The sequence below is a fragment of the Anabaena sp. CCY 9613 genome, assembly GCF_963920895.1.
Taxonomy (GTDB): domain Bacteria; phylum Cyanobacteriota; class Cyanobacteriia; order Cyanobacteriales; family Nostocaceae; genus Cyanocohniella.
In genome coordinates, this window is the sequence record NZ_CAWUDE010000025.1 from 45363 (window position 1) to 56436 (window position 11074).

Consider the following 11074-nt stretch of genomic DNA (forward strand, 5'->3'; position numbering starts at 1 on the left):
GTTACGTTACTTAACATTTTGCGCTACTACTTCCCGCACCCGATAGATGGGGCGGCCTTGAGATTCATGGTAAGTACGCATGAGTAATTCAGCCAATAAACCAAAGCAAAACAACTGTACGCCGGTCACTAGCAGTAAAACCGCCAAAATCAACAATGGACGATTACCGATGGTTTCACCCAAAGCTAACTTGATGAAAGTCAAATACATGCCAATCAATGTACCTGTAACTATGGAACCCAAACCCAACAACCCAAAAACGTGCATTGGGCGGGTGAGGAACTTCTTCATAAAGTAAATAGTTAACAAATCCATCATCACGCGGAACGTCCGCCAAATGCCATACTTACTGTGGCCAAACCGCCGCGCATGGTGACGTACAGGAACTTCGGTAATTCTCGCCCCTTCAATGAAAGCCAAAGCTGGTAAAAAGCGGTGTAATTCTCCGTAGAGATTCATATCTGCCACAACTTCCGCCCGATAAGCCTTGAGAGAACAACCGTAATCATGTAGTTTCACCTCAGTCACCTTACCAATCAACCAATTGGCAATTTTAGAAGGAATCAAGCGCGACATAACAGCATCTTGGCGTTTATGTCGCCAACCACTAACCAAATCGTAACCTTCTGCCAACTTAGCCAATAACATGGGAATATCAGCCGGGTCATTTTGTAAATCAGCATCCAAAGTCACGATGGCCTTACCAATGGCATATTTAAACCCAGCCGCCATAGCCGCAGTTTGACCGTAATTCCGCCGCAACAGCACCGCCTTTAAATCAGGACGAATTTGCGCCTGTTCTTTGAGATACTCAGATGAACCATCGGTAGAACCATCATCTACACAGATAATCTCATAACTATAATTACCACCAACACTAGAAGCGATCGCCTCCAACAAAAGTGGTAAACTTTCCACCTCATCACGCACCGGTACCACCACCGAAACATCCGGGACAATCACCGAAATTGCCCCATTATCCTCATTCAACTTCCCGGAAATTACTCCACCCCTCATAATTCCTCAGCGTCTCTGTGGTTGATAACTCTGCAAAACCCTACCAGCACCTCGCAGCTGCTGATAGTATGACCGACTCACCCCATCTCCCTGTTCCGAAAGCACATCAATACCTATGCCATTGCGTCCCTGTTCCTTCCCAGAACTATGGATGTAAGAATTATCACCCAAATATAGCCCCACATGAGTAGCTTTTTGAGGAGTGCCAAAAAATACCAAATCGCCTGGCGCTAATTCAGCCATAGTAACTTTCTGAGTAAAAGCTTCCTGCTGATAAGCATCTCTGGGTAACCAAACACCCATCGAAACAAATGCTGCTTGCATTAACCCCGAACAGTCGTAATTTGGCCCCACCGTACCACCCCAAAAGTAATAATTAGACTGTTGCATTGCCTCTTGGGTAAAAGTAATCACACTTGGGATACCTTTTTTGATCTCAGACTCAGAAAATGATTTAGCCTGATAAAGTACAGTAGCAGGTTGTAAGATACCCAAATCAACAAAAGATACCCACCCTGGATAATCATCCTCACATAAACACACCTCAACCGCCGAATCCTGATGATTTGATGTGATCCGCAAATGTCGCCCAGCAGCAGCTTGAGTTGCCAAACGCGTACATTCAGGAGAATCATATAAATTCAGGTTAGCGATACAGTGGTATTCTGCCGATGTCCAATTTAGGATTTGGGATTCTGGATTAGAGAGCATTCTGCAATGATTTTCTTTCAAAAAGACGAACAACTCGAAAATCTTGGTAATGGCATTTTAGAGGCCACGTGGGCAACATTTCCCACCTTAGCCCGTAACCAAGTAGCTTTAACTTGGATTGTTTATGATCCGCCAGTACCAGTAAATACTGGTGGTGCATTGACCCCTGATGCTTTTTGGAACCATAACGTACGTGGTTTTACGTATCGTGGCGTTGAACGAATTTATCCCGCAAGTGTAGTTAAACTATTTTATTTGGTAGCAGTCAACGAATGGCTAGAAAAAGGCATGAGCAACAATTCTCAGGAATTGACACGAGCCTTGCGAGATATGATTGTTGATTCTAGCAATGATGCTACCAGTTTAATTGTCGATATTCTTAGTGGTACGACTTCAGGGCCAGAGTTACCCACCGGGCCCTTTGAAACCTGGAAATATCAGCGTCATATTGTTAACCGCTATTATCAGTCTTTGGGCTGGGAAGAAATGCAGACAATTAACGTCTGTCAAAAAACTTGGGGTGACGGGCCTTATGGGCGGGAAAGGGCATTTTATGGAGAAATGTTAGAAAATCGTAACATGGTCACCACCAATGCCATTGCTAGGTTACTTCATAGTATCGTTGGTGGGGTGGCAGTTTCCAGTGGGCGATCGCAAGCTATGATGAATTTGCTCAAACGCAGTATCAATCCTGATGATTTACCTACTGATGTAGAAGAAGATCAAGTTACAGGTTTCTTCGGTGGTGGACTGACACCAGATGCTCAACTTTGGTCAAAAGCTGGTTGGACAAGTCAAGTGCGTCATGACGCCGCGTATATTGAATTACCCGATCAACGACCTTACATTTTAGTAGTATTTACTGAGGGTAAAGCCAACGCCAAAAACCGAGAAATTTTACCATTTATTTCTCAGCGATTTGTGGAAGCAATTAGTAGTTTGTGACGCAATCCCCGCAATTCAATTGCGGGGATTCTGGGTTATCTACTAATAATAACTAAGCGCATTTTACTAAAATTTTAACTGAATTTAGTTCTTTTCTGCACCATTTGTGCTATCAAAATTTGGGGTTTATTACTGGCGCGATCGCTTGTTTTTGTCCGATCTGACAAAATTGCGGTATTTTCGCGTCATTAACCTTGGGGTAGATTTAGCATCATCTATCAGACAGTATATTTGGAGGAATGCGGTAACACATTATGAGTCACAAAGCATCATCCTAAATTAGTGCTTTTCATCTGAAAATCGCAAATCTTGATTAAATATAGTTAATTTGTTCTTCGGTTCCCTGTAAGCTATGACATCTCCTGAGCCTCAAACTGATTTTGAAGAAAATGTTTCCTCAACCTTAGACGAACAAACCCCTGAACAACGTCTGTGGCTGCGATTCTTGTTAGCTTTAGTACTGATATTTGGGGGTGGAACAGCTATAGTTTGGCGTGTCCTGGCTCCCATAGATCAAACACCATCTGCAAATATTCAAACTCCAGGGGTACGAGTTAAGGTTGCGACAGTTCAAAGCGGCACGGTTGAAGATAGTTCAGACTTTGTGGCTAGCTTAAAGTCCCAGCGTTCAGTGCAGATGCCATCGAAAATCCCGGGTCAAGTTACCCAAGTATTTGTCAAAATGGGTGATTCTGTCGCTGCCGGAACTCCATTGATGCAGGTAGATCTAAGAGCATCTACAATCAATGAAATTAATGCTGCCAATCAGGCTGCTGTAGCACAAATAGAAAATGCCCGTGCTAGACTCCAGTCCCTAGAAGCTGCACGGCAATCTCAGATGGCTGATTTGCGATCGCAGCAACAGGAATATGAAAAATATGCTGATCTAGCAGCCCAAGGCGCTGTCTCTCGACAAACTAGGGATGAATATGCTAACAAGCTCTCAACAGCTAATGCTAATCTTGGCACCATTAATTCCCAGATTCAAGGGCAGCAAGCCACCATATTGCAGGCGGAACAAGCCATGCAACAAGCCCAGGCAAATATTCAACAACAACAAATCCAGCCCCAGAGTTACAGAATTACAGCCCCCTTTAGTGGCACTATTGGCGAAATGCCAGTCAAAGTAGGTGATTTAGTCAATACTTCTACACCATTAGTAACAGTTTCTCAGAATCAACCGTTAGAAGTTCACATCACTGTGCCACCAGAACAAGCTTCCCAAATACGTCAGGGAATGCCTGTGGAACTATTAAATCCCCAAAATCAAGTCTTGAGTACTAGCAAAGTATCTTCAATTGCTGCTGATACCAACAGTGAGCGGTCATCAATTCTCATCAAAGCACTTTTTAATAATGCTGAAGGGCAGCTACGACCGAATCAATTAGTTCGGGCCAGAGTAATTTGGAATCAGCGTTCTGGGGTATTAATCCCCACCAAAGCAGTGTCTCGTCTGGAAGGGGAAACTTTTGTCTATGTCTTAGAAAAAGAAAATTCTTCACAAGGCTCATCTCAATTCATCGCTCGGCAAAGGCAGGTAAAGTTAGGTAATAGCAGAGATGATTATTACCAAGTTATTGCCGGATTACAAACCGAAGATATTATAGTTACTTCTGGATTACTGAATCTTAAAGATGGGGTGCCCATAGTACCGGAATCTTGATAAGTCTGATTTAGGGACTTCCAAAGAATAAATTATCCAATTTACGCAAATAATATTTGTTGTCTACTCCCTACTCCCTTTATACTTGCAAATACTATGAAAATGATTATCATTAAATTATGAATGTACCGATGATTACCGTTGTTGCTGGTGTTTCTGGCTGTGGCAAAACTCATTGGATTTGCCAACAGCTACGCAATACTTCTACTGCGGAAAACGTGATTTATTGTTGTCCAGGGACTGGAAATGTCCCCATTGACCAGATCCGTTTAAATGCGGAGTTTCCAGAGGTGAAGGTTGTTAGTGAACAACAAGAATTAGAATTTCTCAGCCGGCTAACAGGCTCAGAGATGGTTTATATAGAATTAGGATTTTACTTGGAATTAAAAGCAATTGAGCAAATATTAGGAAACTTATCATACCAGTCTGTGGCAGTCTTACCACCACACCTCGAAGATTCTGAATATCACGTCTGGGCAGAAAAAATTGTTAAAGGTGTAGATGTTGATACAAACATTACCCAAAATCAGATTTGGCGCGCCCCCACCATTGGTCAAGTCATCGATGAGGAAAGTTTAAATGAGTTTTGGTATGAACTATCCCACGGTGCCTATGGTAAAGTGAGCCGTGCCAAGGGAATTTTTGATGTTGCAGATGGTAGGTCATTATACGCAGATTTTGTCTTAGGTGTACCCACCATAGATTTTCTGGAGTTAGATTTACCACGCCATTTAGAAGGTAGACCCCAGCGTTTTAGTGGGTTGGAAGTATGGGGACAAAAGTTGGATGAGTCGGCGATAAAACAAACCTTACAAGATTGCTATTTATCTGATGGTGCGATCGCACAATACCAAGAACAAGTAAAACAGATTCTCAATGAGGAGACTATACAGTGAAAATAGCGGTCATGTCATGTATTCATGGCAATTATGAAGCATTAGATGCGGTGTTGCTAGACATCGACCAGCAAAAAGCCGAGAAAATTTTTTGTTTAGGCGATTTAGTGGGATATGGGCCCCATCCCAATGCAGTAGTCACACAAATTCGCTCCCTCGATATCCCCACCTGTGTTGGCTGTTGGGATGAAGATATTGTCGAAGGATTGAATGCATGTGATTGTAGTTATCCGTCATTATTAGCAGAAAAACGCGGCAAAATCGCTCATGAGTGGACCAATAACCAAATTAATCCCGAAAACCGCAAATTTCTCGCCCAATTACCTCATAGTTTACGCGAAGAAAATTTAGCTTTTGTTCACGGTAGTCCCCATAGTAATCATGAGTACTTATTACCAGAACTTGACGCATTTGCAGCGCTAGAGAGGGTACTTTCCACAGAAGCAGATGTGCTTTTTTGTGGTCATACCCATATACCTTATGTACGCAACTTAGATGCAGGTAGTTTGCAAGTTCTTGTTAAAAGTGAACAAGCAGCAGCACAAGAAAAGAATTTTACAGCTTCCCTCAAGCGCATTATCAATGTCGGTTCAGTAGGAGAACCCCGACATGGGCGACCCAATGCTACTTATGTTATTTATGACACAGAAACCCAAGCCGTAAATCTGCGGGAAGTAGCTTACGACTATCAAAAAACCTGTGCAGCAATTATTGAAAAGGGTTTACCGAAAATTTTTGCTTGGCGTTTAGCACAAGGTTTGGAATTTGCGGAAAGGGCTGATGACCCGACTCATGTTTGTACTAGGTAAAAACATTACTTAATTAATCATCTCAAATTTTTATGAATAAGTGGGCAATTTTAAGCGGAATTGAAGGAAATCTGGCGGCTTATGAGGCTGTCATCGCTGATATTCAGCACCAGTCTTATGTAGATGCTTTGTATATTTTGGGCGATTTAGTGGGCCCCAGGCAAGAAACTGAACAGTTAGTAAAACGCGTGTTTAATCCCCAACCTGGAGAGCTAGAACCTCTAATTTGTAAAGGTTGGTGGGAAGAACAGTGTCTGATTCTGCACGGGCTGGGGGGAAGTGGTGAACCTATTGAATTAATAGAAAAATATGGCAGCGAAACAACTAAATTGCTGTGGGATTGCGTTTCGCGTCCCATAGCTCAATGGTTAAGAACTCTAGATTTTGGGTTTTTTGAACTGGATTGTTTGTTAATTCATGGGACAACAGTAGGAGTAGACGAGGAACTTACCCCAGACACACCCCCAATTCAAATGCTAGACCGCCTCTCTCGAATGCAAGCCAATAACTTATTTTGTGGTCGTTCTGGCTTGGCTTTTCAATATCAGCTACAAGCAGGTTCAATTACTACAGAAGTAACAACTTTAGATAATCCAGCATCTTCTCAAACTGTGCAAATTACTCCCCGTCAGGTCATTGGCGTAGGTAATGTGGGACGCACACCAGGACAAGCAACTTATACTCTCTACCATCCGGGGACGAATCAGGTGGAATTTAAAACTGTTAGTTATCTGGCGCAACCTTCTAAAACCATATCACCCTGAATGAAAAGAGCCGAGTAAGGATATTGATTGTCTGACATCCCATCGCTACAGACATCCACTTTTTTGATGATTAACATATTGTTATCTCCATCTTTGCCGCTAAGTCTATAGACGCGCACCAAGTCTGCGGGTCGCCCAGAAGCTGTCAATGGTTCAACATAAGGAAATGTTTGCTTTTGGTCATTTAACAATGAGGAATAGACAATTTCTTTTTTGCGAACATCAACACTCCAAAATGGTTCAGTACCGCTAGCGATAAATTCTGTACGTACGGGAGTATCGGAAGTATCCACCGCGACCAGATTATTGTTAGTGCCGGCAGATGCTTGGTTATTGTCATTATTGGCACAACTAACCAGCCCCAATAGAACAAGACAAAAGACGAGAGCTTTCATAAATTAACAATGTATAACTACTAATTCGCTTTACGGATCATAATGTTATGTGTAAGATTCACAAAATTACTTATGCCGAAAGCTAGTTGGAATGGCGCTGTCTTAGCCGAAAGTGATAACACTGTGGTTGTGGAAGGGAACCATTACTTCCCTGCTGATGCTATTAACAAGGAATACTTTCAAGAAAGTAACACCCACACTACTTGTCCGTGGAAAGGTGTTGCCAGTTACTACAGTATTGAAGTTGATGGGCAAGTCAACAAAGATGCAGCATGGTACTATCCCAGCGCTAAGGAAAAGGCTAAAAATATTGAAGGTTATGTTGCTTTCTGGAAAGGTGTAAAAGTCGAAGCTTAGTTTTATTTAATGACTAACAAAAAACGCCCCCTGTTTCCAGGAGGCGTTTTTTATTCAGTTAAGTTTTGTGATTAACCGTTGATAGCAGGTGCGCTTATTGCAACAGGAGCGCTTTCACCAGCAGCCAAGTCTAAGGGGAAGTTGTGAGCATTACGCTCGTGCATTACTTCCATACCTAAGTTAGCGCGGTTGATTACGTCAGCCCAGGTAGCGATGACGCGACCTTGAGAATCAATTACTGATTGGTTGAAGTTGAAACCGTTCAAGTTGAACGCCATTGTGCTGATACCCAGTGCGGTAAACCAAATACCGATTACTGGCCATGCAGCCAAGAAGAAGTGCAAGGAACGGCTGTTGTTGAATGATGCGTATTGGAAGATCAACCGACCGAAGTAGCCGTGGGCTGCAACGATGTTGTAGGTTTCTTCTTCTTGTCCGAACTTGTAACCGTAGTTTTGTGATTCGGTTTCGGTGGTTTCACGTACCAAGGATGAGGTTACCAAGGAACCGTGCATCGCGGAGAACAAAGAACCGCCGAAGACACCTGCCACACCTAACATGTGGAAGGGGTGCATCAAGATGTTGTGTTCTGCTTGGAACACGATCATGAAGTTGAATGTACCGGAGATACCCAAGGGCATACCGTCAGAGAATGAACCTTGTCCGATGGGGTAGATCAAGAATACTGCGGTTGCTGCTGCTACTGGTGCAGAGAAGGCTAGGCAAATCCAAGGACGCATTCCCAAGCGGTAGGATAGTTCCCATTCACGACCTAAGTAGCAGAATACGCCAGTTAAGAAGTGGAAGATTACCAATTGGTAAGGCCCGCCGTTGTACAACCACTCATCTAAGGAAGCTGCTTCCCAAATGGGGTAGAAGTGTAAGCCGATAGCGTTAGAGGAAGGAACTACTGCACCGGAAATGATGTTGTTTCCGTAGAGTAAAGAACCAGCTACAGGTTCGCGGATACCATCGATGTCTACTGGAGGTGCAGCGATGAAAGCGATGATGAAGCAGGTGGTTGCTGCTAACAGGGTGGGGATCATTAATACACCGAACCAACCGATGTATAGACGGTTATTGGTACTGGTGATCCAATCGCAGAAGCGATCCCATACGTTGGCGCTTTGGCGCTGTTGTAAGGTTGTAGTCATGATGTGATAATTGCGGTTATTTGAGTATAAATTAGGCGTTTTTGTGTTTACCTATGAACTTATATTACGAGCTTTGTTGCGATTTGTAAAGTATTTTGAGAAAAAAATTTTCATTATCTCTGAAGAAAACCCTAGAATGCACTGTTTACAAGGGAAGTGAAGCATTAAGAAATAAAGATTATGTAGTGCGATCGCGATCGCCTAACGTAACAATCATATATATGTACCACTTGAGATTAATTGAGATTCAGGTGTTTTATGCTCATCCCTCATCCTCGCAGTGTTACATATAGCCCTGCTTATACAATCATTCCTACTTACGAGTGCTTTAATCGCTGTACCTACTGCAACTTTCGCACCGAACCGGGTCAAAGCCCCTGGATGACTTTATCAGCAGCCGAAAGTATTTTGCTACACTTACAAAGTCAGAAAATATGTGAAATCCTCATTCTCAGTGGTGAAGTACATCCCCATTCACCCAATCGTCAGCAGTGGTTTCAGCGGATTTATGATTTGTGTGAATTAGCTTTGTCGATGGGATTTTTACCACATACTAATGCTGGACCACTGAGTTTTGCGGAGATGCAACAGCTAAAGAATGTAAATGTTTCGATGGGTTTAATGTTGGAACAGTTAACCCTAACATTGTTAAATACTGTTCATCGACACGCACCGAGTAAATTACCAGCAACTAGGTTGCAACAATTAACATGGGCGGGAGAGTTGCAGATTCCCTTTACCACGGGGTTACTTTTAGGCATTGGGGAAACTGAGAATGATTGCTGGGAAACATTAAACGCCATATCAGACTTACATCAGCGTTACCACCATATACAAGAAGTCATATTGCAACCCCACAGCCCCGGAAATCAGCAAACCTTTGATGCAGAAGCTTTTGACCCCCATCAATTACCGAAAGTTATTGCCAAAGCGCGTGAGATTTTACCGCCAGATATTACAATTCAAATTCCGCCGAATTTAGTTCAAGATGACCAATGGCTACTGGCTTGTATTGAAACTGGTGCGCGAGATTTAGGTGGAATTGGCCCCAAAGATGAAGTGAATCCTGACTATCCTCATATTCAGGAACAAGCGTTGAGCAAAATTTTACAGCCTGCGGGGTGGGAGTTAGTGCCACGGTTACCTATATATCCGCAGTTTGATAATTGGTTGACGGGGGAATTGCAGACGGCGGTGAAACACTGGCGTCATGTCTCACATTCCAACCCTATTTTTACGATCACCTGTTGAACACCAATACTCGAATTAAAGTACAGAGCCTTTGGAGTCCACAATCGGTTCATTTCTTGTTGATCACAAGGGATCGCCGCCTAAGAAACTGGAGTTTGGACTAGTTCTCGGTGCGAAACTCCAAACTTTTACGACAATTGATGTACATCAAATATCAGCGCACCCACCCAAAACTTTAGTCATAAATTTATAGTACGTTTGAACTGAAAATCTCCCAGGGCGCTCAAGGATGCGACGACCTACGGTCGGGCGTAGCCCATCGCTCCGCCTACGGTGGGCGGAACACCATTGCCGGAGACTGCGGTGTAGGTGATCGCTCTTAATAGTTTTATTAGTTTGTGGTCTGGTAAGGCTGCGAATTGGAACCTTTGTTTTACCTAGATAATTTATATTAATTAAAAATTGTGTTGGCGTCGGACAAGATTATGTATTTTCCTGCTCTAAACTATCAGTAACTATATCAAAGCCTGATTTCTACGTTGAAACAGAATCTGCAAGGACTGGTCTCAAAGCCTTGTCTATATTGGCTTGCGAGTTTTAGGACGGGTCTATAGAACCCATTTGATATCTTTTTTCTAGGTAGTGGTTGGTCTTTTGAGCATCAATCTGATAAAACAAAGCTTGAGCTTGGCATTGGCACGAGCGAGTGTCCGGTCAAAATTTTTAACTAAGCTTTTACACCGCTCCACCCAAGCGTTTGACCTATCAATGACCCATCTAGCGGCAACAGGCACAAATCCAAATTTTCCATGAGCTTCTTTTTTGGCTTTCGATGGCTTGGCTGAAAGTTCAAATTGGATTTTGCTCATAATTTGAGATTTGAGGATAAATTTGCTCTAACGCTTGAGTCAGTTTCTCAGGATAATAGCCGTGATCTATGAGGATTGTAATCTTAGGTAGCTCAATTGGTTTGGATTTGAAATAATCAATGTTAATTGAGAGCATCTCAATTAACCTAAAGTCATCAGAGATGCTGGCTTTGGTGCAATGCGTAAAGAAGGGGAAGCCCAGTATATCAACTGCTAGATGTCTTTTGATTCCATTTTGAAAAAAAAGTTTAGAAAAACCCCTTGACGAAACTTGAAAGAGTAGATATATTAGATAAGTGCCAA

12 protein-coding genes and 1 pseudogene are annotated in these 11074 nt (G+C 42.7%); 7 read left to right on the forward strand and 6 right to left on the reverse strand.

Annotated features, from left to right (window positions below; translation table 11 throughout):
- Positions 1–6: 6 nt before the first annotated feature.
- Complete coding sequence (locus ACM0OT_RS21935) at positions 7–1017, reverse strand: glycosyltransferase family 2 protein (protein WP_414566509.1); 1011 nt, start codon at positions 1015–1017, stop codon at positions 7–9.
- A 6-nt stretch (positions 1018–1023) separates the two neighbouring features.
- On the reverse strand, positions 1024–1728 hold the full coding sequence (locus tag ACM0OT_RS21940; RefSeq protein WP_414566510.1) for an NlpC/P60 family protein: 705 nt from the start codon (positions 1726–1728) through the stop codon (positions 1024–1026).
- Between the two features lie 6 nt (positions 1729–1734).
- Between ACM0OT_RS21940 and ACM0OT_RS21945 the strand changes: the two genes are divergently transcribed.
- The 5 genes from ACM0OT_RS21945 (at position 1735) to ACM0OT_RS21965 (ending at position 6805) form a co-directional block, all read left to right on the forward strand.
- Entirely contained in the window at positions 1735–2673 is a 939-nt protein-coding gene (locus tag ACM0OT_RS21945) for a serine hydrolase (RefSeq protein WP_414566511.1), read from the forward strand.
- Between the two features lie 352 nt (positions 2674–3025).
- Positions 3026–4336, forward strand: coding sequence for an efflux RND transporter periplasmic adaptor subunit (locus ACM0OT_RS21950; RefSeq protein ID WP_414566512.1), 1311 nt, complete (start codon positions 3026–3028; stop codon positions 4334–4336).
- A 119-nt stretch (positions 4337–4455) separates the two neighbouring features.
- On the forward strand, positions 4456–5232 hold the full coding sequence (locus tag ACM0OT_RS21955) for a GTP-binding protein (protein ID WP_414566513.1): 777 nt from the start codon (positions 4456–4458) through the stop codon (positions 5230–5232).
- Entirely contained in the window at positions 5229–6041 is an 813-nt protein-coding gene (locus tag ACM0OT_RS21960; RefSeq protein WP_414566514.1) for a metallophosphoesterase family protein, read from the forward strand. The genes ACM0OT_RS21955 and ACM0OT_RS21960 overlap by 4 nt, the downstream gene beginning before the upstream one ends.
- Positions 6042–6073: 32 nt before the next feature.
- Positions 6074–6805, forward strand: a complete 732-nt coding sequence (locus tag ACM0OT_RS21965) for a metallophosphatase (RefSeq protein WP_414566515.1) — start codon at positions 6074–6076, stop codon at positions 6803–6805.
- On the opposite strand, the gene ACM0OT_RS21970 is transcribed toward ACM0OT_RS21965, so the two are convergent.
- Complete coding sequence (locus tag ACM0OT_RS21970) at positions 6769–7200, reverse strand: COG3650 family protein (protein ID WP_414566516.1); 432 nt, start codon at positions 7198–7200, stop codon at positions 6769–6771. The genes ACM0OT_RS21965 and ACM0OT_RS21970 overlap by 37 nt on opposite strands.
- A 72-nt stretch (positions 7201–7272) precedes the next feature.
- On the opposite strand from ACM0OT_RS21970, the gene ACM0OT_RS21975 reads away from it, so the two are divergent.
- On the forward strand, positions 7273–7557 hold the full coding sequence (locus tag ACM0OT_RS21975) for a DUF427 domain-containing protein (protein WP_414566517.1): 285 nt from the start codon (positions 7273–7275) through the stop codon (positions 7555–7557).
- A gap of 71 nt (positions 7558–7628) precedes the next feature.
- Here the strand turns inward: ACM0OT_RS21975 and psbA are convergent, their stop codons facing one another.
- Positions 7629–8711, reverse strand: coding sequence for a photosystem II q(b) protein (gene psbA / locus ACM0OT_RS21980; RefSeq protein ID WP_414566518.1), 1083 nt, complete (start codon positions 8709–8711; stop codon positions 7629–7631).
- A 258-nt stretch (positions 8712–8969) separates the two neighbouring features.
- On the opposite strand from psbA, the gene cofG reads away from it, so the two are divergent.
- On the forward strand, positions 8970–9962 hold the full coding sequence (gene cofG / locus ACM0OT_RS21985) for a 7,8-didemethyl-8-hydroxy-5-deazariboflavin synthase subunit CofG (protein ID WP_414566519.1): 993 nt from the start codon (positions 8970–8972) through the stop codon (positions 9960–9962).
- Positions 9963–10537: 575 nt separating this feature from the next.
- On the opposite strand, the gene ACM0OT_RS21990 is transcribed toward cofG, so the two are convergent.
- Entirely contained in the window at positions 10538–10771 is a 234-nt protein-coding gene (locus ACM0OT_RS21990; RefSeq protein ID WP_414566520.1) for a hypothetical protein, read from the reverse strand.
- Positions 10752–11074: pseudogene (locus ACM0OT_RS21995) on the reverse strand (hypothetical protein); the annotation flags it as partial. The gene ACM0OT_RS21990 and the pseudogene ACM0OT_RS21995, both read right to left, overlap by 20 nt.

Bases quoted from the DNA above. Each gene is read 5' to 3' on its own strand.
- ACM0OT_RS21935 (WP_414566509.1), bottom strand. From the start codon at position 1,017: ATGAGGGGTGGAGTAATTTCCGGGAAGTTGAATGAGGATAATGGGGCA.
- ACM0OT_RS21940 (WP_414566510.1), bottom strand. From the start codon at position 1,728: ATGCTCTCTAATCCAGAATCCCAAATCCTAAATTGGACATCGGCAGAA.
- ACM0OT_RS21945 (WP_414566511.1), top strand. From the start codon at position 1,735: ATGATTTTCTTTCAAAAAGACGAACAACTCGAAAATCTTGGTAATGGC.
- ACM0OT_RS21950 (WP_414566512.1), top strand. From the start codon at position 3,026: ATGACATCTCCTGAGCCTCAAACTGATTTTGAAGAAAATGTTTCCTCA.
- ACM0OT_RS21955 (WP_414566513.1), top strand. From the start codon at position 4,456: ATGAATGTACCGATGATTACCGTTGTTGCTGGTGTTTCTGGCTGTGGC.
- ACM0OT_RS21965 (WP_414566515.1), top strand. From the start codon at position 6,074: ATGAATAAGTGGGCAATTTTAAGCGGAATTGAAGGAAATCTGGCGGCT.
- ACM0OT_RS21970 (WP_414566516.1), bottom strand. From the start codon at position 7,200: ATGAAAGCTCTCGTCTTTTGTCTTGTTCTATTGGGGCTGGTTAGTTGT.
- ACM0OT_RS21975 (WP_414566517.1), top strand. From the start codon at position 7,273: ATGCCGAAAGCTAGTTGGAATGGCGCTGTCTTAGCCGAAAGTGATAAC.
- psbA (WP_414566518.1), bottom strand. From the start codon at position 8,711: ATGACTACAACCTTACAACAGCGCCAAAGCGCCAACGTATGGGATCGC.
- cofG (WP_414566519.1), top strand. From the start codon at position 8,970: ATGCTCATCCCTCATCCTCGCAGTGTTACATATAGCCCTGCTTATACA.
- ACM0OT_RS21990 (WP_414566520.1), bottom strand. From the start codon at position 10,771: ATGAGCAAAATCCAATTTGAACTTTCAGCCAAGCCATCGAAAGCCAAA.